Origin of the sequence: Neptuniibacter marinus, from assembly GCF_001597725.1 — a bacterium.
Taxonomy (GTDB): Bacteria; Pseudomonadota; Gammaproteobacteria; order Pseudomonadales; family Balneatricaceae; genus Neptuniibacter; species Neptuniibacter marinus.
On the sequence record NZ_LUTR01000002.1, the window covers coordinates 234,388 to 255,677 of the forward strand.

General features: G+C 44.0%; 24 protein-coding genes, 1 tRNA gene and 1 other RNA gene. 7 read left to right on the plus strand and 19 right to left on the minus strand.

Going from position 1 to position 21,290, the window contains the following annotated elements; translation table 11 throughout:
* The 5 genes from A3774_RS03035 to A3774_RS03055 form a co-directional block, all read right to left on the minus strand.
* Window positions 1–76: transfer RNA gene (locus tag A3774_RS03035), tRNA-Thr, on the minus strand.
* Between the two features lie 26 nt (window positions 77–102).
* Window positions 103–765 carry a hypothetical protein gene (locus A3774_RS03040; protein ID WP_067862918.1) on the minus strand — a complete coding sequence of 221 codons (663 nt, stop codon included), beginning with the start codon at window positions 763–765 and terminating at the stop codon, window positions 103–105.
* Window positions 765–1,490: a type III pantothenate kinase gene (locus A3774_RS03045; protein WP_067862920.1), complete on the minus strand. Its 726-nt coding sequence runs from the start codon at window positions 1,488–1,490 to the stop codon at window positions 765–767. The genes A3774_RS03040 and A3774_RS03045 overlap by 1 nt, the downstream gene beginning before the upstream one ends.
* A complete protein-coding gene (gene birA, locus A3774_RS03050) occupies window positions 1,487–2,461 on the minus strand; it encodes a bifunctional biotin--[acetyl-CoA-carboxylase] ligase/biotin operon repressor BirA (protein ID WP_067862921.1) in 975 nt (324 codons plus the stop codon). The genes A3774_RS03045 and birA overlap by 4 nt, the downstream gene beginning before the upstream one ends.
* A gap of 19 nt (window positions 2,462–2,480) precedes the next feature.
* Complete coding sequence (locus A3774_RS03055) at window positions 2,481–2,984, minus strand: dihydrofolate reductase (RefSeq protein WP_067862922.1); 504 nt, start codon at window positions 2,982–2,984, stop codon at window positions 2,481–2,483.
* Between the two features lie 103 nt (window positions 2,985–3,087).
* On the opposite strand from A3774_RS03055, the gene A3774_RS03060 reads away from it, so the two are divergent.
* Window positions 3,088–3,939: a thymidylate synthase gene (locus tag A3774_RS03060; protein ID WP_067862923.1), complete on the plus strand. Its 852-nt coding sequence runs from the start codon at window positions 3,088–3,090 to the stop codon at window positions 3,937–3,939.
* 108 nt (window positions 3,940–4,047) lie between these two features.
* Here the strand turns inward: A3774_RS03060 and lgt are convergent, their stop codons facing one another.
* Both lgt and A3774_RS03070 read right to left on the minus strand, forming a co-directional pair.
* Entirely contained in the window at window positions 4,048–4,845 is a 798-nt protein-coding gene (gene lgt / locus A3774_RS03065; RefSeq protein WP_067862924.1) for a prolipoprotein diacylglyceryl transferase, read from the minus strand.
* Window positions 4,846–4,855: 10 nt separating this feature from the next.
* Window positions 4,856–5,656: a sulfite exporter TauE/SafE family protein gene (locus A3774_RS03070; RefSeq protein ID WP_082792330.1), complete on the minus strand. Its 801-nt coding sequence runs from the start codon at window positions 5,654–5,656 to the stop codon at window positions 4,856–4,858.
* Between the two features lie 110 nt (window positions 5,657–5,766).
* On the opposite strand from A3774_RS03070, the gene A3774_RS03075 reads away from it, so the two are divergent.
* The gene (locus tag A3774_RS03075) at window positions 5,767–6,540 is read left to right on the plus strand and encodes an NRDE family protein (protein WP_067862926.1); all 774 of its coding nucleotides are present in this window, start codon (window positions 5,767–5,769) and stop codon (window positions 6,538–6,540) included.
* Between the two features lie 7 nt (window positions 6,541–6,547).
* Here A3774_RS03075 and ptsP read toward each other — a convergent pair whose 3' ends face one another.
* Together ptsP and A3774_RS03085 are read right to left on the minus strand one after the other, a co-directional pair.
* On the minus strand, window positions 6,548–8,821 hold the full coding sequence (gene ptsP / locus A3774_RS03080) for a phosphoenolpyruvate--protein phosphotransferase (RefSeq protein WP_067862929.1): 2,274 nt from the start codon (window positions 8,819–8,821) through the stop codon (window positions 6,548–6,550).
* 13 nt (window positions 8,822–8,834) lie between these two features.
* The gene (locus A3774_RS03085) at window positions 8,835–9,326 is read right to left on the minus strand and encodes an RNA pyrophosphohydrolase (protein ID WP_067862931.1); all 492 of its coding nucleotides are present in this window, start codon (window positions 9,324–9,326) and stop codon (window positions 8,835–8,837) included.
* Between the two features lie 244 nt (window positions 9,327–9,570).
* On the opposite strand from A3774_RS03085, the gene A3774_RS03090 reads away from it, so the two are divergent.
* Complete coding sequence (locus A3774_RS03090) at window positions 9,571–10,224, plus strand: histidinol-phosphatase (protein WP_067862934.1); 654 nt, start codon at window positions 9,571–9,573, stop codon at window positions 10,222–10,224.
* A 55-nt stretch (window positions 10,225–10,279) separates the two neighbouring features.
* Here A3774_RS03090 and A3774_RS03095 read toward each other — a convergent pair whose 3' ends face one another.
* The 9 genes from A3774_RS03095 to A3774_RS03135 form a co-directional block, all read right to left on the minus strand.
* Entirely contained in the window at window positions 10,280–10,687 is a 408-nt protein-coding gene (locus tag A3774_RS03095; RefSeq protein ID WP_067862942.1) for a CBS domain-containing protein, read from the minus strand.
* A 110-nt stretch (window positions 10,688–10,797) separates the two neighbouring features.
* Window positions 10,798–11,835 (minus strand): NADP(H)-dependent aldo-keto reductase, encoded by a 1,038-nt coding sequence (locus tag A3774_RS03100; RefSeq protein ID WP_067862945.1) that lies wholly within the window; start codon window positions 11,833–11,835, stop codon window positions 10,798–10,800.
* A gap of 18 nt (window positions 11,836–11,853) precedes the next feature.
* On the minus strand, window positions 11,854–13,050 hold the full coding sequence (locus A3774_RS03105; protein WP_067862948.1) for a class I SAM-dependent rRNA methyltransferase: 1,197 nt from the start codon (window positions 13,048–13,050) through the stop codon (window positions 11,854–11,856).
* Window positions 13,051–13,163: 113 nt separating this feature from the next.
* Window positions 13,164–13,556: a glycine cleavage system protein GcvH gene (gene gcvH, locus A3774_RS03110; protein WP_067862951.1), complete on the minus strand. Its 393-nt coding sequence runs from the start codon at window positions 13,554–13,556 to the stop codon at window positions 13,164–13,166.
* Between the two features lie 42 nt (window positions 13,557–13,598).
* Window positions 13,599–14,705 carry a glycine cleavage system aminomethyltransferase GcvT gene (gene gcvT, locus A3774_RS03115; protein WP_067862953.1) on the minus strand — a complete coding sequence of 369 codons (1,107 nt, stop codon included), beginning with the start codon at window positions 14,703–14,705 and terminating at the stop codon, window positions 13,599–13,601.
* Window positions 14,706–14,957: 252 nt separating this feature from the next.
* Window positions 14,958–16,220: a UbiH/UbiF/VisC/COQ6 family ubiquinone biosynthesis hydroxylase gene (locus A3774_RS03120; RefSeq protein WP_067862956.1), complete on the minus strand. Its 1,263-nt coding sequence runs from the start codon at window positions 16,218–16,220 to the stop codon at window positions 14,958–14,960.
* Between the two features lie 10 nt (window positions 16,221–16,230).
* Window positions 16,231–17,478 (minus strand): 2-octaprenyl-6-methoxyphenyl hydroxylase, encoded by a 1,248-nt coding sequence (gene ubiH, locus A3774_RS03125; RefSeq protein WP_067862960.1) that lies wholly within the window; start codon window positions 17,476–17,478, stop codon window positions 16,231–16,233.
* Entirely contained in the window at window positions 17,475–18,791 is a 1,317-nt protein-coding gene (gene pepP, locus A3774_RS03130) for a Xaa-Pro aminopeptidase (RefSeq protein ID WP_067862963.1), read from the minus strand. Before pepP ends, ubiH begins: the two co-directional genes overlap by 4 nt.
* Window positions 18,792–19,403 (minus strand): UPF0149 family protein, encoded by a 612-nt coding sequence (locus A3774_RS03135; protein ID WP_067862966.1) that lies wholly within the window; start codon window positions 19,401–19,403, stop codon window positions 18,792–18,794. It lies immediately after the preceding gene.
* Between the two features lie 188 nt (window positions 19,404–19,591).
* Between A3774_RS03135 and A3774_RS03140 the strand changes: the two genes are divergently transcribed.
* The 4 genes from A3774_RS03140 (at window position 19,592) to A3774_RS03155 (ending at window position 21,030) form a co-directional block, all read left to right on the plus strand.
* A complete protein-coding gene (locus A3774_RS03140; protein ID WP_067862969.1) occupies window positions 19,592–19,801 on the plus strand; it encodes a TIGR02449 family protein in 210 nt (69 codons plus the stop codon).
* Window positions 19,798–20,121 carry a cell division protein ZapA gene (locus A3774_RS03145; protein ID WP_067862971.1) on the plus strand — a complete coding sequence of 108 codons (324 nt, stop codon included), beginning with the start codon at window positions 19,798–19,800 and terminating at the stop codon, window positions 20,119–20,121. The genes A3774_RS03140 and A3774_RS03145 overlap by 4 nt, the downstream gene beginning before the upstream one ends.
* Window positions 20,122–20,253: 132 nt before the next feature.
* Window positions 20,254–20,433, plus strand: a non-coding RNA gene (ssrS, locus tag A3774_RS03150) — 6S RNA.
* 12 nt (window positions 20,434–20,445) lie between these two features.
* Window positions 20,446–21,030 carry a 5-formyltetrahydrofolate cyclo-ligase gene (locus A3774_RS03155; protein WP_067863326.1) on the plus strand — a complete coding sequence of 195 codons (585 nt, stop codon included), beginning with the start codon at window positions 20,446–20,448 and terminating at the stop codon, window positions 21,028–21,030.
* A gap of 7 nt (window positions 21,031–21,037) precedes the next feature.
* Here A3774_RS03155 and A3774_RS17120 read toward each other — a convergent pair whose 3' ends face one another.
* On the minus strand, window positions 21,038–21,163 hold the full coding sequence (locus A3774_RS17120) for a hypothetical protein (RefSeq protein WP_269454593.1): 126 nt from the start codon (window positions 21,161–21,163) through the stop codon (window positions 21,038–21,040).
* Window positions 21,164–21,290 lie beyond the last annotated feature (127 nt).

Below are 21,290 nucleotides of genomic sequence, written 5' to 3' on the forward strand. Positions count from 1 at the left end.
TGGTGCCGGCACGAGGAGTCGAACCCCGGACCTACTGATTACAAGTCAGTTGCTCTACCAACTGAGCTATACCGGCCTCTCAACAACGAAGTGGCGCGTATATTACTCAGTAGACCTTATGCTTGCAACCCTTTGACACACTTTTTTTTCATTTTTTTCTACAGAATAGCTTTCCATAACTACTTCTTTGATTTCATTGGATAATTTTCGATCAATATCCTCAAAAACACGCACCCTAAAACGTAACTCGCTTACCCGTTCAAATTCAATACGCGCCTTTATTTTAGAGGCCTTCAGCTCCATCAGCTTCTCTTCAGCCTCCGCTCTGCCTTCAAAAGCTGCGATCGCATACTCAAAATTAAGCATCTTTTCCGATTTTAAGCCTTCAGAGCTTTCTAAATAATCTATAACCCTCATGCGCTCATTTAATTCATCAGGCAGAACAACTATCACTTTATGATTACGCTCAACTTGAACTCGAACTTCCTCCACTTCAGAAGAAAACCCTTGCTCATAAACAAATCGTTTTACAGCACCAGCCTTTACCCGACTTCTAAAACCATCAAATTCTACACATGATGAAACTTCAGAGTCTCCACTCAGCCAAACTAATGATTGAGGGTTAATCTCGCCCACAAGACGCAATGTATCAATATCGCGGGAAAGATTATCGAGGCGGGGGACCGTACGCGGAGCTTGCACCGAATACCACAACAAAAGAAGCGCATTTGCCAATAAAGCAAACAGACAAATCCAACGCAGCATTACGTGCTGAGACCCCAAGCAAGACCATCAAGTACAAGATCAGAAGAATACTCCCCTCCCTCAACAAGAGACGCAAACAGCTGCCCATCTCCACCCGTGACAAATAGCTGATATGACTCCATAGGCTTATTAATATCTCTGGCGACCTTTTCAACCAAAGAAAGAAACAGGTAATTAATACCATGATCAACTGCCGCAGACGTATCTCTGCCCGGCACAAGATCAAAAGCAGATATAGATCGATCAACTTGGATCTCAGCTGTATTAGACAACAAATCCTGTTTCATCAATCTAAGTCCAGGCAAAATATATCCACCTTGATGCTTTCCAAATGCATCAATAAAATCAATCGTGATAGCGCTACCACAGTCCACAACACAACAAGCTCGCTTAACTTTATTGTAGGCCGCCAACATGGCCAACCAACGATCGACTCCCATGCGCTCGGGTTGCGCATAGCTATTTTTCACGCTAGCACAAAAACCTGTCGTTTGCGCAAACCGTATCTCTATGGAGTGATAGCCAGAGAGAACAGCTTCTATTTGCAGATTAATATCTTTACCAGCTACGGAGGCAACTCTAATTTCAGCAACTGCCTCCTGCCATTCAACAGGTATGCTTCGACTTAACTGTTCTGTTAAAAAGCGCCCACGCTTCACTACATCTAAGTTATCAAGCAAGCGCCACTTAACAAAGGTATTACCTGCATCAATCTCTAGAATCATACTGGACGTCTAACACTAATTTCACCACCATGATAAGCCTTGATACCGGCAGCAGACTGAAGTAACAAAGCACCAGAGCCATCAACACCCCGACATACCCCTTCCACAAACTCATCACCTATTTGCAGAATCACCGCCTCGTTTTGCATAGCGTGACGAGATTGCCACTCATCAACCAACCCCACAAAGCCCTCCTTATCAAAACGCTCCAAACAAACCACTAACTCATTAAGGATAACCGCTAGCAATTGATTACGGCTTACCACTCCACCAGTAATAGTCTTCAGATCGGTCCATGGTTGATCTATAGCCTCACTTACTTCTTTCGGCATCTCAACATTAATACCGACACCAATAACAACCTGGCACTGACCGGAAGCCTCACCATGAACTTCGAGCAAAATTCCAGCAAGTTTTTTACCTTGATGTAAAAGATCATTCGGCCATTTAAGCTCAACACCTTGGATCTCCATCTTTTCCAAGGCTCGCACAATAGCAAGACCCACTAAAAGACTTAAACCTTCAAGTGCAGCAACACCTTGCTCAAAACGCCAAACCAAAGAGAAATACAGGTTACGAGCAAACGGACTTACCCACTCACGACCTCTACGTCCTCGGCCAGCTAATTGCTGCTCAGCCAAGAACAAGCGACCATGACAATCACCACGCTGACTGGCCTCCATCGCTAACTCATTAGTGGATTCGATACTCAGTCGCAAATCAGGATCCTTGATCAACACCTTAACCTCAGGCAATAGCCCTTGCTGAATACGCTCTATATCGAGTAGTTCAAGACCACCTGGGACTCGATATCCACGCCCTTTAACACTGAAAATATCTAAACCACCGTCTTCAAAACGACGTACATGCTTCCAGATCGCACTACGACTAACACCAACCTCATCTCCCAGCTCTCGCCCTGAATGAAACTTGCCATCAGCCAAAATAGACAACAACGAACGGACCGTCATACTACTTAGCCTTTTTTGATTAAATTCGATCTAACACGATAAAACTATAATTATAGGGATTTGGCCCTTCAGCCAAAAAGTCTTCCCGCCCAAGCTCATTCCAAGCAGAACGATCAAACTCTGGAAACCATGCATCACCATTAATCTCTGCATCGACTTCCGTTAAGTATAAACGATCAGCTCTATCAATCGCCTGAGCATATATCTGCGCACCACCGATAATCATTGCTTCATCGGCGCCATCAATTAGACAGATACTTTCAGCTAATTCAGCTGCATCATCCAAACTATTAACAACTCTCACCCCTTCTGGGGCATAACTTTCCTGACGCGATATAACAATATTCACCCTACCTGGCAATGGCCGCCCGATAGACTCGAATGTTTTTCTCCCCATAATAATTGGTTTACCCATGGTCACCTGCTTAAAATAGCGAAGATCCTCTGGTAGATGCCAAGGCAACTTATTATTAATACCGATTGCCCGATTTTTATCTTGAGCAACAATGATGGCTAACTTCACACCCACTCCTTCTACCGTAATTTTAAAAAACTGCTAACATGGCATTCTTTTTTATCGTTATCATAAACTAGTCTCAAATCGAATTCAGGTTAATAACAAAGCCATGAAGCAATATCTAGATCTTTGCCAAAGAATAGTCGATCAAGGTGTCTGGGTTGACAACAAGCGAACAGGCAAGAAGTGCCTAACCATTATCGACGCTGATCTTACCTATAACGTAAAAGATGGAGAATTCCCTCTCGTTACAACTCGCAAAAGCTTTTATAAATCTGCTATAGCAGAGATTATCGGTTATATCCGAGGCTACGATAACGCGGCTGATTTTCGCAAAATCGGCACCAAAACTTGGAATGCTAACGCAAACGATAATTCAGACTGGCTTGCCAATCCATATCGCAAAGGGACTGATGATTGCGGATTAATCTATGGCAAGATCGGGCGCAACTTCCCTAAAGTCGATGGCGGAAAAATTGATCTACTTCGTAAGATTGTCGATGACCTTTCTAATGGCATTGATGATCGCGGCGAAATTTTCACTTTCTATCACCCAGGCGCGTTCCACATGGGATGTTTGCGTCCCTGTATGTACAGCCATCATTTTTCCCTACTCGGCGATACGTTATACTTGAACAGCACCCAAAGAAGCTGTGATGTACCGCTGGGGTTAAATTTCAATATGGTTCAGGTTTATTTCTTCTTGGCCATCATGGCACAAATTACCGGCAACAAGCCCGGACAGGCTTTTCATAAAATCGTCAATGCGCACATTTATGAGGACCAGTTGGAATTAATGAAAAATGTACAGCTTCAACGCGAGCCATTAGCCTCACCAAAACTGATCATCAACCCTGATATCAAATCACTAGAAGATCTAGAAACATGGGTCACACTCGATGACTTTGAAATCGAAGGCTATGAGCATCACCCGGCTATACAATATCCATTTTCCGTGTAATTCTACTATCCCATCGCCCTGCATTCAGTCTAAAAGACTGTATGCAGGGATATAGAAAGTCATATTAACGACAATCTATACCTTTCAACTATTTCGTCTAATGGTTACTCATCGAGCAACAGCTTCTACACTCCCCTGCTTTTTTGACCAAAGAAGAAGGAACACACCCACGATGATCATAGGCAAGGATAGCAACTGCCCCATTGTCAGCCAATCAAACGCCAAAAACATTATGTGCTCATCAGGCTCACGCACGAACTCCACCATCGAACGAAAAACCCCATACAACAGGAGAAATAGTCCTGATACAGCCATTCGAGGCCTAGGCTTAGACGAGAACCACCACAACAACACAAACAGCACTACGCCCTCAAGCACAAACTCATATAACTGAGAAGGATGTCGCGGTAAATTTCCTGCACGTGGAAAAACAACTCCCCAAGGCTGATCCGTCACTCGCCCCCATAGCTCACCACCGATAAAGTTACCAATACGACCAGCGCCTAAACCGACCGGTATTAAAGGTGCAATAAAGTCGGTCATTTGAAATAAGGTTTTTTTATGCTGGCGACCAAACAGATACATCACCACAATAACCCCAAGCAAGCCGCCATGAAACGACATGCCCCCTTCCCATACAGCAAACAACCATAAAGGGTCAGATATAAACTTATCAAAGTTATAAAAGATGACATAGCCCGCACGGCCCCCAAGTACAACACCCATTGCCCCCCAGAAAATAATGTCTGAGATCTGTTCTTCGCTCCAACCTGAACCCGCTCTGCGCGCACGCCTAACGCCCAGCCACCAAGCCGCAGCAAAACCCACTAAGTACATCAAACCGTACCAATGAATTTTCAAAGGGCCTAAAGCAACGGCAATAGGATCTATATCATGCACCCACATCTGTATCTCCTTATAGCAAATTAGTCAGTAAAAAACGCAAACCTACGCAAAGCAAAAACACTGCAAAAATTCGCTTTAATACAGGCCCAGGCAGGCTGTGCGCAAGCTTAGCTCCTACCTTGGCAAATAACGTACTTGTAAGCACAATTCCTAAAAAAGCAGGAAGGTAGATATATCCAGCACTCCATTCAGGCATATCAGCATGCCCCCAGCCTTCCCAAATATTAGTCAATGCACCCATCACCGCGATAGGTAAACCACAAGCAGCAGAGGTAGCAACCGCTTGCTGCATCTGTACTCGTCCCCAAGTTAGATAAGGCACAGTCAATGTACCGCCACCAATACCAAAAATACTCGACAACCAACCAATTAGGCCGCCAGAAATAACGAATGATCCCTTCGAAACCTCTTTCTCACCAGCCGACGGTTTTAAGTTCAGGGACATCTGAAAAGCCACCGCAATAGCAAAACAACCAATAGCAATCTGGAGCCATTCCCCCTTCATCTGCCCTGCCGTTTTTACACCGAGCACCGCCCCAACCAATATACCTAACGCTAACGGCTTAAAAATATCCCAGCGCACAGCACCTTTACGATGATGAGCCAACGTAGAACTAACCGAAGTTGCAACAATAGTAGCTAACGAGGTAGCGACCGCAGCATGAGTTAACACCTCCGATGACATACCCTGCAATTCAAAGCAAAAAATAAGCACAGGTACAATCAAAAGACCGCCCCCAATCCCAAATAGGCCAGCAACAACACCCGCAGCGGCACCAAGAACAAGATAGGTCAAAATAGTCACTAACATCACGCAAACCTTTACTGATGTGAATTTTTATTCCTGAACACTTAGAATCGACAGTGTACAGTTAGATTTTAAATAGGATCGCTATCTTACCCATTTAACGGATATTTACTATGTGTCTAATCGCTTTTGCCTATAATTGCCATCCTAAATATTCGCTTATTTTAATCGCAAACAGAGATGAGTTTTACCAGCGCCCGAGTGATTTATTAAATTTTTGGCAGGATGAGCCTCAAATACTCGCTGGTCGTGATCGTGAAAAATCAGGAACATGGCTAGGTATTACAACAACAGGGCGCTTCTCCGCCGTAACGAACTATCGGGATGGCCATAAGACAACGAATAAGCGTTTACGTTCACGAGGAGAACTAACACGCAACTTTCTCTGCACAAATATACCTGCCCAACACTATCTGCAACAATTGGCATCAAAAGAAATGGAATTTAGTGATTTTAATCTACTACTCGGTGACCAATCCGGTTTTTACTACGCCTCAAACAAAAGCACTGATACCCAAAAGCTCGAATCAGGCATCTATGCACTAAGCAATGCATTGCTCGACACTCCCTGGCCTAAGGTCTGTTATGTAAAAGCACAACTTTCCCGCCTAATCAAAAATAAGAACTTAGATATTGAGTCACTCATTGAGATTATGAGCGATCAGACACAAGCATCGATCGAACAACTGCCAGATACAGGCGTAAGCCTCGAGTGGGAAAAGATACTTTCATCAACCTTTATAAAAACCAGCAACTACGGAACAAGAGCAACGACAGTATTACTACAGGAGAAAGATGGCACCACCCAAATACTAGAACAAAGCTACGGAACAGATGGTAAAATTAGCCGCAAAGCACAGCTAATTCAAGTTCCCCCAATTGGATAATCGACGATTATATAACTAATACTGGCTGAGCAGGTAGCGCTATACCAAGTTGCTCTAAGCGCTCATTCATAAACCTTTGTATGCGATCAGCATCATCCATCGCCATCACATCTTTCAGTAACAGATCGGCATTCTGCTTACTCACCGAGCGAATCGCTGACTTCACCTTAGGCAAATTCGTTGCATTCATAGAGAGCACATCGTATCCCATCGCCATCAATAGCAGAGCACCACCGGGCTCTGAAGCCATTTCACCACAAATAGATACATGAGCCCCTTCTTTATGGGCTTCGCGAGCAATATGCTGCAATGCTTTAAGTACCGCAGGATGATAGCTTACATACAATCCTGCTACGCGTGGATTATTTCGATCAACAGCCAGCAGGTACTGGGTTAAATCATTAGAGCCCACTGAGATAAAATCTACACGTCGTGCAAACCTACGTACTTGGTACACTGCAGCAGGCACCTCTACCATCACGCCAACAAGCGGACGTTTAATCGCATAACCCTCATCCTGAAGCTCCTGAACCGCGCGATCAATTTGACGATTTGCCTCTTCTACCTCACCCACACTAGTAACCATTGGCAGCATAATCCGAAGATTGTCATAACCTTCACCTGCTTTCAGCATGGCGCGTACTTGAACTAGAAAAATCTCAGGATGATCTAAAGTAACTCGGATACCTCGCCAACCAAGAAACGGGTTTTCTTCGTTGATCGGAAAATAGGGAAGCGCTTTATCGCCACCTATATCCAGTGTTCGCATAGTCACAGGGCGAGGGGAAAAGGCTTCAAGCTGCTTACGATACGTATCAGCCTGCTCTTGTTCGCTAGGAAAAAACTCACGAATCATAAAAGGCACTTCGGTACGATACAAACCAATACCTTCCGCGCCACGATCTAGAGAACGAGCTACATCAGCCACCAGCCCAGTATTCACCCACAACGGCATAATATATCCATCGCTGGTTTCTGCAGGAAGATCTTTTAGGGCTTCTAACTCAGTCGCTTGCTCCTGTTCACAACGTGCAATATCGCTGTATGCCGTCAGTAACTTTTCACTAGGCTGTACATAAATACGGCCAGAATAACCGTCAAGAATCAATTGACGCCCATCAATACGCGTAAGAGGCAGATCGACTGCCCCCATAATGGTTGGAATACCCATTGAACGAGCCAAAATGGCAACATGGGAGTTACTAGAACCATGAACCGAAACAAGCCCTACTAACTTCTCACTAGGTACTTCACCCAGCATCGCAGGGGTAAGCTCATCTGCAACAAGGATAGTCTCATCAGTAAATTCCAATAGTGCAGGGGAAGCTTCCTGTAAATAAGCTAAAACTCTGCGTCCAAGGTCTTTTATATCCGTCGCACGCTCTCTTAAATAGGGATCACCCATCATAGAAAACTGATGCACATGCTCACTGACAACTTCACGTAGTGCACCTTGAGCCCAATTACCTTGCTCAATACGTGAGACTACTTCACCCGCAAGCGCGTTATCATCCAACATACGTAAATAGACATCAAACAACGCTTGCTCTTCCGACCTTAAACGCTGCGCTAAACTCCGGCCGACAACTTTTATATCACGGCGTACAAGTCTAAGTGCCTCTTGAAAGTTAGCGATCTCTTTAGCTATATCTTTCGCAGCCTTATCTGGCACAGAACTCAGATCTGCAGGCGGTGATACAACAGTAGCAGAACCAATAGCTACACCGGCCACACCGGCAACACCTTCAAACCGCAGATCAATCACATCGGTTAACTGAGCACCGATGGCGCCTAAGGCGCCCGTTGCTTCAGCGTGGGCAATAGCGCCGGCTAGCTGGGCAGACAGTGTAACAAGAAAGGCTTCTTCACTTTCATCAAAGCGGCGCACCTCTCTTTGCTGAACAACAAGTACGCCCAATACATCTCGATGACGAATAATCGGGACACCTAAGAAAGAACTTAATCGCTCCTCTCCAGTCTCCTCAACATACTTATATGCAGGGTGATCAGCGGCATTTTCAAGATTGATTGGCTCTGCACGCTTTACCACCGTACCGACCAAACCTTCATCGATTGACAGACGCACACTACCAATCGCCTCTTCGTTTAACCCCTCTGACGCCATCAGCACATAGCACTGATCACTCGGGTCAAACAGATAAACAGAACAAACCTGCGTATGCATTGAGCGCTGAATTCTCTGCACAATAAGGTTAAGCACCGTCTCTAAATCAGGAGCTACGCTTACCTCTTGCACAATTTTTCTTAATACATTCAGCACTCAATCTCTCCACTCAGGTCTTTTTATCATTAATACGCGACAACTTTGGAGATAGCTCTCGCATTGCCTTTCGGTAAACCTCTCGCTTAAAAGACACAACTTGGCCAAGCGGATACCAGTAGCTCACCCATTTCCAACCATCAAACTCTGGCGAATCAGTGTGATCGATAGCAACTGCACTATCGGTGCTTAACATCCTCAACAAAAACCATTTTTGCTTCTGGCCGACACATACTGGATGTGAATTGCGCCGGATCATTCGTTTGGGCAACCTATATCTGAGCCAACCGCGCGTCACCGCGACGATTTCGACATCTGATACTTTAAGTCCTATTTCTTCCCGCAATTCCCTATACATTGCATCTTCAGGTGTTTCATCTTCATTGATACCACCCTGCGGGAATTGCCAAGCATCTTGGCCTATTCGTCTTGCCCAAAGGACCTGACCCAGCGAGTTAGCCAGAATGATACCGACATTCGGCCTAAACCCATCTGAATCAATCACTGTACAATCCCTAAATTCTTTTCAGCTATTGTTCCACACTTCTTTCATACTCAGCAAATCCTCAGACAATATATTACTCCTGAATATGACTATTAAGCACAAGAACAGGCTGGTTTGAGGGAAAAATCATAATAAAGCATATAACCCTTACAAGCTTAGACAATGGCGATTGCATTCACTGGCGTTCCTCCCTATGCTCTCGAACTGACATCGCATTCATCTAATACAGGCAGGAGATACCCCATTGAGCTTAGCTATTTTTGATTTAGACAACACCTTATTGGGTGGTGATAGTGATCACGCTTGGGGAGAGTTTTTATGTGAAAAAGGAATCGTCGACAGTGATGAATACCGCCGCGCTAATGACTATTTCTATGACCAGTATAAAAATGGCGGTTTAGATATTTATGAGTTCCTAGATTTTGCACTCCGTCCTCTAGCAACACTCCATAAAGAAAAGCTAAATACACTACATCAGCAATTTATGGCAGAAAAAATAGAGCCCATTATCTTACCAAAAGCCCTAGAACTACTGAAAAACCACAGGGAACGCGGTGATTATCTATTAATTATTACAGCAACAAATCATTTTGTTACTAGCCCCATTGCGAACAGATTAGGCGTTGATGCCATTATCGCGACAGATCCTGAGATGATTGATGGCAATTACACGGGCAAAGTAACAGGCATCCCATGCTTCCAAGAGGGAAAAGTCACTCGACTTAATGACTGGCTATCAGCAAATCCCTATACGTTAGAAGATAGCTATTTTTATAGCGATTCCCATAACGATCTACCTTTACTCCAACTAGTCACTAATCCGATTGCTGTTAATCCAGATGAAACTCTAGAAGCCCACGCCAACGAACACCTTTGGCCGGTATTAGATCTACGTTAGATCTATTTAAAGCATACTCTGCTTCTTAGCGGAGTATGCTCAGCCTAGACTAACATCACGCTACCGCATTACACTGCTTCAGAGCCTCGTTTAGCGTCTTCATCAGCATACTTCGCGTTATTACACCTAGCAGTTTACCCTGTTCCACAACCGCATAAACCTTAGGTTTATCTAGAGCCATCTGCTGAGCAAGATCAACAATACTCATAGTCGGCGACACCACTAGCGGATTTTTCTGCATTAACGTCTCAACCGTCACATGACTATCGCAATGATAGCTGTCCCTTAACAGATGAGGCAGACAGTCAAATTCAGACAAAAAACCCACGACTATCGAATCAGTATCTACCACCGGCAACCCTAGATAGCCCGATTCAAGTATCGTCTCTACAGCATAAACCAACGACATATCAGTTCTAAGTGGGCAACTAACAGGATACATAGCATCTTTTACTTGCAACATAAGATCACCTTATTTGTCTTATCACTAAACAAAGTCTGGCAAAAAACTTACAAATGGCAATAAAAAAAGAGATTAGAGCAACAGGACGTTGCTCTAAAATAACTTAACAACTATGGACAAGGGTTAGGAAAACGAACATTAATTTCTTCAATAGCTGTGAGTAACTCACTACTAAGATCAACGTCGATAGAATCAATATTATTTTGTAACTGAATTATATTACTCGCACCTATAATATTGCTCGATACAAAATCGCGACCGTTTACCCAAGCTAGAGCCATAGTGGCAGGATCAAGATCATATTGGCGCGCTAAATCAACGTATGCCTGTGTTGCTAGCTGCCCTTGCTCATTCAAATAACGAGCAAACACAGGATAACGGGTCAGCCTTGCATCTTCAGGGCGAGCGTCTCCAAGATATTTACCACTCAACACACCAAAACCTAATGGCGAATACGGTAATAGGGACACCTCCTCTCGATGTAGAACCTCAGTCAGACCTATTTCAACACTGCGATTAAGTAGATTAAAAGGGTTCTGTACCGACACACACTTAGGCAGGCCATGCTGTTCAGCTAACTGCAAAAACTTCATAGTTCCCCACGCAGTTTCATTAGATAAACCAACATGACGAATCAAACCCTCTTTCACCAATTCGCTCATCACATCCAATGTTTCGAGCAACGGCGTACCATCTTTTTCTGGCTGATGGTTATAATTCAACTGACCAAAAAAATTAGCAGCTCGATCAGGCCAGTGAATCTGGTAAAGATCGATATAATCCGTTTGTAAACGTTTAAGGCTATTCGTGACTGCTTCGCGGATATTACGGCTATCTAGCGCCATATCAGGACGGAGATAACTCACCATATCACCCGGGCCGGTCACTTTAGTAGCAACAACCATTTGTTCACGGTTTTGACGAGCTTTCAGCCAGTTCCCGATAATCTCCTCATTACGTCCCTGATATTGAGGTGAGGTTGGAATGGGATACATTTCCGCACCATCAAGAAAGTTAACGCCTTTCTCAAAGGCATAATCCATCTGCTCAAACGCTTCAGCTTCGCTTTGATCACTGCCAAATGTCATAGTACCCAGACAGATGGCACTCACTTTGAGGTCCGTATTTCCTAATCGGTTATAACGCAAGACCTATACCCCTTTGATTTATGAAGATGGTAAAACCCGAACAAAGAAAGATTTCAGGTAATCAGTTTCAGGAATCGCAGGATGCACTGGATGATCAGCCCCTTGATGACCCTGATCAAAAATCTGCGCATTACGATCCAGTTCACGGCTGTTACTACGAATAATATCAACTAAGCGCTGACGCTCAAGATGCATAGAGCAAGATGCAGACACTAAGATTCCATCTTTTTTCAGCAGACGCATCGCAAAGTTATTCATTCGCGCATAAGCACGTTCACCATTACGTATATCCTTTTTCTTCTGGATAAACGCCGGAGGATCAAGAACAACCATATCAAATTTTTCTTTATCGGCGATCAGCGACTTACAAATATCAAATGCATCACCATGGAAACCTTCAAAACGATCCGCAGCATTATTTATACGCGCATTTTCTGCCGCAACTTCCAACGCAAAATGAGAAGCATCGACACAAATCGCCTGAGAGGCGCCCGCAGCAAGCGCTTGCGCTCCCCAGCCTCCAACGTAACTAAACAGGTCAAGCACACGTTTGCCCTCAACGTGACTCTGCATCTGCGCACGATTGTTTCGATGATCATAAAACCAGCCTGTTTTTTGGCCTTTCTGTAATGGCGCTAAAAGAGAGACCGAGTTTTCCATCAGAGGGCATAACTCAGGAATATCCCCTTGTACAATTTCAGTGTAGGTTTCAAGACCTTCCATATCGCGCATTTTGCCATCATTTCGCAACAAAATAGCCTTAGGCGTAAACACCTTATTGAGCGACTCTATGATCTCGTCTAATACCGCTTCCATTCCTGCAGTGGATATCTGCACAACAAAAATATCATAGAAACGATCAATAACTAACCCCGACAAGCCATCACTGTCGCCAAAAACCAAGCGATAACAGCTATCACTAAAACAACTTTCTCGCAAGGAAAGCGCAATTTTCAAACGATGGATGATCAAAGATCGGTCCAGTTTATATTTCAAATCACGGCTAACAATACGGCCACAAATCAGCGTATTTGGATTAACATAAGCCACACCTAAGGGCTTACCTTTATCCGTTTCAACAATCACCTGTTCGCCTGGAGCAAAGCTTTTTAAAGGTGTAGCACGATTATCTACCTCATTACTGTAGATCCAAAGATGACCACCCCGAAGACGACGCTCAGCGCCACTATTAAGTTTTAGTGTTTGCAGTGACATGTTTTTCCAGCATTTATGGACAGTTTTTATAAACAATTATCCCGGCATAGAGCCGGGACAATAATTTAACTTGTACAGAACCTAAGGCTCCATAGGCTTATAGGGCTATACGCTTAGGCTTCTGATTCACAAAGACCTGTATAACCTTCCGCATCTAATAGATCATTTAATTCTTCAGTATCGCTTAGCTTGATCTTAAAGAACCAGCCATCACCATAAGGATCGGAATTAACAAGCTCTGGCGAGTCTTCTAACTCTTCATTGATAGCAACAATTTCACCGCTTAATGGTGCATATACATCAGAAGCCGCTTTAACGGACTCAACAACACCCGCTTCATCACCACCCGCAAGCTCAGCGCCTACCTCAGGTAGTTCAACAAAAACCACATCACCCAGCAAATCCTGAGCGTGGTCAGTTACACCAATAGTAACGATACCGTCACCTTCGACGCGGATCCATTCATGACTAGCAACGTATTTCAGTTCAGATGGGATGTTACTCATGTTTATTTCCTACCCTTGAGGTCTTAGTTCTTATCTAATTTCTTAATCGAAAACTTTCTTGCCGTTTCGAACAAATGATGGTCTTAACACACGAACAGGTACCCGTTTTCCACGAATTTCCACATCCGCCTGTTCTCCTGTTGCGGCTGGCACTCGCGCCATAGCAACAGAAAAACCTAAGGTCGGAGAGAAAGAACCACTTGTAATCTCACCTTCCCCTACACCATCAACAATAACTTTTTGATGGGCTCTCAATACACCTCTAGACTCCATAACTAAGCCAACAAGCTTATCAGTTACGCCGCTCTCTTTTTGTGCTTCGAGGGCTTCTCGACCGATAAATTTGCGATTTTCAGGTTCCCACGCGATCGTCCAACCCATATTAGCCGCTAATGGAGAAATCGTCTCATCCATATCTGAGCCATATAGATTCATGCCAGCTTCTAGACGCAGTGTATCACGTGCACCTAAACCACAAGGCTTTACACCATTATCCGACAACGCCTGCCAAAATTTGGCTGCTTCATCTTCTGGCAACATGATTTCCAATCCATCTTCGCCCGTGTATCCGGTTCTTGCGATAAACCAGCCTTCAGATTCGAGTCCCTGAAACACACTCAATTGGTCAATCAATTTAGCGCGCGATTCTCCTACGGTCTGTTTACTAAGCTCTATCGCTTTAGGGCCTTGAATGGCAATCATAGCAAGATCTGGTTGCTCAGTTAACGCAACATCATCGAATCCCACTGTATGATCAGCCATCCAACGCAGATCTTTCTCTCGAGTTGCACAGTTAACAACAATGCGGAACCATTCTCCTGAAACACCCGGCTCAGTCATAAGGTAAACAATAAGGTCATCAATAACACCACCATTATCATTTAACATACCGCTATATAGCGCTTTGCCTTTTTCCTGTAGTTTCACAACATCGTTAGCAAGTAGGTAACGCAAATATTCTTTAGCATCAGTTCCGGTAACGTCTACAACCGTCATATGGGAAACGTCAAACATACCTGATGCTGTTCTCACCTGATGGTGTTCATCAACCTGAGAACCATAATGGATGGGCATATCCCAACCACCAAAATCAACAATTTTAGCACCCATCTCTTGATGCTTCGCATATAGCGCTGTTTTACTACCCATTCTATATAACTCTTATTAAGGGTCTGTATTAAGGGCTTGGTACATCAATCGAATCGCCTAATAACCTAAGGATGACCAATACCGCTCTTGATATTTATTGCATTCTAAGCATAGATAGATATCAACAGAGCTTAAAAAGCAAAAAAGGGATGACAATTTATAGGGATTTACGCTTTAGTTCAATCTTTGGGCGAAAAACATCTCTGCAACTATAGTAGAGACCTCCTCACAACCATCTCACAGTCTATACATTTACTCTTTAATTGGCCGTTTTGCCAGTGTAGGTAAATTCCCAGATAAGCCCATAGCATCCTGAACAATATGGTTTTTTATAGGAGCCAACTGATCTAGAAGATTCATCCCCATATTTCGTGCCAATCGCAATAAAGGCTGCTTGTTATCAAACAAACGTTTAAAGCCCTCCATTGCAGCTGACATTTGAAGATTTTCTGTACGTCTCGCACGCTGAAAACGCTTTAGAACGTTTTCACTTCCAATACTCTCGTCTCGATTTTTCGCCTCAAGCAACGTATCCACCAGCTGAGCAGCATCCATTAAACCTAAATTCACGCCCTGCCCAGCTAACGGATGTATAGTATGTGCAGCGTCACCAATAGCCGCAAAATTTTGTTCCACATAGCGCTTAGCATGGCGCTGCTTTAACGGAAAAGAAAAACGTTTATCCACAGATAGAATCTGACCTAAACGCTGCTCAAAGGCCAGTTCAAGCTCAACACAAAAATCTTTATCATCTAATGCCATCAGCGTTTTTGCATGAAGAGGCGATGTTGACCAAACAATAGAGCAGTAATTTTCACGATCATCACTACTTAAAGGCAAGAAGGCTAAAGGCCCATCCTCAGTAAAACGTTGCCAAGCCGTTTCGCCATGCTGCTTTTCTGTTTTGACTGTAGTCACAATTGCATCATGGCCATAATCCCACTCCCACATAGGAATTCCAGCCATTTGACGTGTTTTGGATAGCGCTCCATCAGCAGCAACCACCAGCGAAGCCTTAATAACGCGCCCATCATCCAAACTAATACTTCGACAACCATCTTCACTATTGGAAAGTTCAACAACACTGACACCCAGTTCAAGCTCTATATTATTAGCTTGCTTTATAACCTTATGGAGCGCAGCAAGTGTTACACGGTTCTCGACAATGTGTCCAAGTACAGGCTCATGCAGGTCTTGAGCGGAAAAATGTATATGCCCAGTACCTTCTCCATCCCATACATCCATAAATTCATAGGGGCTGATACGACAATCTTGCATATATTGCCAGGCACCTACAGCGGTCAAAATCTGCTGAGATGCGCAAGTCAAGGCACTCACTCTTGGGTCGAAACCTTGTGTCTGCGCATGCAGTACTGCATCGATATCTAACAAGCTATCTATGCGTTGCTCAAGGATGAGAATATTCAGATCATTCGATGCAAGCCCCGCCGCCAAGGTCAAACCGACCATGCCCGCTCCAACAATCACTACATCCACTTGAATCTGTTCTGACATCGACATATTCCTATTTCAGCTTTGGAGCCGGTCTATCAAGCCCCATCGCACTGCGGGCAAATAAGGTTTTTGCTGCGGGGCATATATCTAACAGCTGGAGCGCTACACTCCTACCGGTCGCTAACAACGGGTTATGATTAGAGAACAGCTTCATCGTTTGGTCACTAAAAACTACCGTACGTGTCTGATCTAATCGTTGTTGCTCATAAAACGTTTGCAAAAGCGCTAAATCACCCAAGTTCTGTTTGCCTTTTCGAGCTTGAATTAATTTATCCGCCAAAGCAGCAACACCCCGTAATGCGAGATTATAACCTTGCCCTGCTATAGGATGCAGTGCATGGGCAGCATTACCTAATACTACGAGGCCTCGCCTTACCTGTTCATCCGCTAAGGTCAACTTCAAAGGATAGGAAGATCGCTGACCGACTTTAATAAAATTACCAGCTCGGTAACCAAATCGCTCATGTAACCGCTCAATGAAGCTCTGGTCATCTAACCCAAGCAACTCTTCAAGCATATCATCCGGTACAGTCCACACTAATGCGCTGCGGTTATCCCCGTCATCATTATTCAAGGGCAACAATGCCATCGGCCCACTATCAGTGAAACGCTCATAAGCAACACCTCCGTGGGGCTGATCGGCGCTAATATTGGTGACGATCGCATGCTGATCATAAGCCTTTTGAGTATAACTAACCCCCATAGACTCGCGTAAGGAAGAACGCCCACCATCGGCCATTACAACCAATTCACAACTCAGCTCTATACTCTGCTCTTGATAAAGTACAGTGACCCCCATTATTTCTGCGCCACTGCGAACATTAGTCACTTCAGCGGGGCAAATGAAATCAATGTTAGGCTGATCCGCTTGCTGCAAATGCTCAAGCAGCACATGGCCTAGCCACTGGTTTTCAACAACATAACCTAATGCAGGCACACCCTCTTGCTGGGCATTCAAGCGAGTAATACCCAAATGGCCTTTATCTGAAACATGGATATCACTTATCGGCGACACATGCTTTTTTAAGCGATCCCAGACACCCATTGCCTCATAAATTGAACGGCTGCCATAAGCCAAAGCTGTAGACCTTGCATCATAACTAGGCTGATAAGTGAGAGAACCTTTTGCAGGCAAAGGTGTACTCTCAACAACAGCTATATTGAGATCCAGTTCCTCTGAAACAGACAGTAGAGAGCAAGCTAAGCTAGCACCCACCATCCCGCCGCCAATTATCACTATGTCGTAATGCTGCTTCATGCAGAGGCCATCAACGCTTCAATTTCATCAATTTCTTTAGGTACTGACGCCGTTAAAATTTCGCAACCTTGTTCGGTAATCAGCACATCATCCTCAATACGTATCCCAATACCGCGCCAACGGGGTTCAACCTTCTCATTATCAGCCGCCACATAGATACCTGGCTCAACGGTCATCACCATACCCGGCTGCAGAAGTCGCCACTGGTCATCGACTTTGTAATCCCCTACATCATGGACATCCATACCTAACCAATGCCCTACACGATGCATGTAAAAATCTCGGTAGCCGCCCCCGTCTATCTCATCCTCTAAAGAACCTTTTAATAGCCCGAGATCAATCAATCCCTGCGTTAAAATCTGAACCGATTTCTCATGTACCTCATCCCAAAGAGTGCCCGGCTTCGCAAGATCTATACACGCTTTTTGTGTATCTAAAACCAACTGATAAAGCGCCTTTTGCTCTGCGTTAAAACAGCCATTTACAGGAAAAGTACGCGTAATATCACCGGCATAACAATCTAGTTCGCAGCCTGCATCAATAAGAACAAGGTCGCCATCATTAAGAACTTGATCATTCTCTATGTAATGCAGCACACACGCATTGATACCGCCACCCACAATAGTTGAGTAAGCAGGCTGACGACAACCTTGCATAGCGAAGCTATGTAAAATTTCAGCCTCTAGCTGATACTCCATCATCCCAGGTTTACAGATCTGCATCGCCTTAATATGCCCTTGAGCCGAGATCTCTCCCGCTTCACGCATTACAGCTTGCTCTGCATCAGTTTTTATCAACCGCATCTCATTTAACAGCTGGTCAATCATCACTAATTCAGACGGCGCTACAGCGCCTTTACGTACATTTCGACGAATAAGGTTTAACCAGTGTCTAACCTGCTGATCTAAATCCTCATCTCGACCAATGGAGTAATAGATACGTGAGATGCCATCAAGAAGCGCAGGCAACAGCATGTCGATCTCGTCAATGGTATGTGCTTCAGCAATATTATAATCCGCCACAACCCCTTCAGGGCCAGCACGATAACCATTCCAAATTTCCATCAACTTGTCGCGCCCACGACAAAACATGACCGATTCACCAGCGGCACGCCCTGGAATTAACAGCAAAACGGCATCAGGCTCATTAAAACCGGTTAGGTAATAAAAATGGCTATCCTGCCGAAAAGGATATTCAACATCACTATTTCGCTGCTTCATCTGCGCTGCAGGAATAATGGCGATGCTACCTGGTAGCATCTTATCCATCAGCTGCTCTCGTCGCTTAGCAAACTGTTCCAAACTAATTTTCATTTAATGCAACCTGTTATTTTCCGGCTGAACTTGCGCGAACGCTTTTTCTTTATTTTCAACCGCTTGATTACATTCAGTGAAAAGCATAAGCACAGCCATTCGGACGTACTCCTGCACTTCCATCAGATCAGACTCATTCTCGTCCAACTCTTCAACATCAATCGAGACTTGAGCAATCTGCCCTAAATCATTCAACGTTTCTTTAGCCTCAGTGGATAATGAAGCATCTGTGTGCTTACCGTACAAACCAAATCCACCTAGAAAACTCTGACACCAACGACCTAAAGCATCAGCACGTTGGGATATTTCATTTTCATCGTCTGGAAGTAACATTTCAAAATCTAAATCCAAACTTGCTAAGGCATCTGCCGTAGCTTCATATAAATTCACTATCATTAGTTTACTGCTTTCTTGAGATAACGACTCAATATCCAGTAACTCACATGCTGTCTGCAACAATGCTTCAGGCTTTAATCTAGCACCTGCTGCCAAATGCCCCGATATTAAACCATGCAACTCCGAAGGCGATACGACCCGCACCCCTTCCTCAACAAACATATTAGCAACCAGCTCAAAATCCGGCAGATCTACAGGAATATTTTCTAAAGGCATGAATAAAGTCCATCAATTTTAATATGACGCTAATCCTAGCATTTAAGCGAATCCTGTGCAGCGTCATTGACCCATTGGCAAGGGCTGATTATAGTCCTGCAGAGAAGAATAAACCTGCGCTTCTTAATAAGTTAGTATTTAACAACTCAAAAGCAGGTTTTAAAAAAGGTTAGGAGTCTCGATTCTGCATGGCCGAGCATTATTTTGACGCGCTAGAACAAAAAATTGACCAGATTCTTAAGCGCTATACAGCACTAGAGGAAGAAAACTCTCAACTTCGTGAACGCGAAAAAGCGCTTAAAGAGGAGCGCGCGCAACTTATTCAAATCAACGAACAAACACAGAGCAAGATAAAAGCCATGATTGTTCGACTTAAAGCGCTGGAGCAAAACAGATGAGTCATGCAGATTCTCAAACCGTATCCATAAGCTTATTAGACAAAGAGTTTAGCTTTAACTGTCCACCCGATGCAGAGGCTGAGCTTTTAGCCTCCGCCGACCTGCTCAATGAAAAGATGCGAGACATTCGCAAATCAGGAAAAGTACTCGGTTTAGAACGTATCGCCGTTATGGCAGCCTTAAACCTTGCTCACGAACTGCTACAAGCTCGTCAAGAAACCAATAGTAACGTTGAGCGGCGACTTCGTCATTTAGGAAACAAACTTGATACAGCGCTACAAAAAAGTAGTGCATCCATAAACATAGATGAAACTCTTTAAAAAGCACAACCACGCTTGAATTTTTTTCATATTTCGCAAATTTTCTTAAAATACATACCGTTACAAAGCATGTAGCACAAATTAATTTTATTACAAGACCTGACAGTCAAACTAGAAGGCGTATAATAGACATATGCCCTGGGGTGTTCGGTTGTTAGTTACGTCCCTCGAGCCGATAACCACACTTTTGGAGGTTGCTCGTAGTTTCTGGTGTGCATGTCCGATTATCGGAAAGCCTAATGTTGCTCAGCGACCCCCTCCTTGAACCTTCGGGTTCAGGGCCATAACCGACGTCGGCACCTTGGGGATCTTCTTTATTTAGTGATGAATAACCGCAAACAACTTCGCCAGCATATTCGCACCTTAAGGCGATCACTCACCCCCCGCCAACAGCAACAAGCCTCACAGCTATTGCTAACAAATATTCGCCATAGAACTGATTTCCGTCGCGCCAAAAATATTGCCATGTATTTACCTAATGATGGCGAAATCAATCCTGAGTCTCTCATTCGCTTATGCTGGAAATTAGGTAAACGCGTATATCTGCCTGTATTACATCCGGTCTTACATAACAGATTATGGTTTGTGCCTTACACGGCAAAGACAGACATGATCAAAAACATTTATGGCATAAAAGAACCAAAACTTATCCCTCACCATAGACGGGCTGCCTGGGCGTTAGATTTAGTTCTACTACCACTGGTAGCGTTCGATGAAAAAGGTAATCGGATGGGGATGGGCGGCGGCTATTATGACCGTACTTTTAGCTTTAAGGCATTAAGAAAAGGACTGGCAGGTCCCAAACTAATAGGACTGGCTCATGAAATTCAGAAAGTGAAAGAGCTACCCACGGAAAACTGGGATATCCCTTTGTCCTCAATTATCACAGATACTAACAGCTACCCATAATAGGTTATTAGCTATTAAATACTTGCTCAAATAATGACGCGAGCTCGAAATCAGCATGTGATACACCGGTCATAACTGACCCTAGCACAAACACAACAACTAATATTAATACGAGATCTGGACCTTTTTTCATTACTCTGCCTATCAATGTTTAGCGTGCATAAAATAAACGCCCGTTTATATTATGACTGGCGCGTAGTCTTTCACATTTCAAATATTTTGCAACTATTCGCGAAATATCACTTAAATTAGCGTTTCGG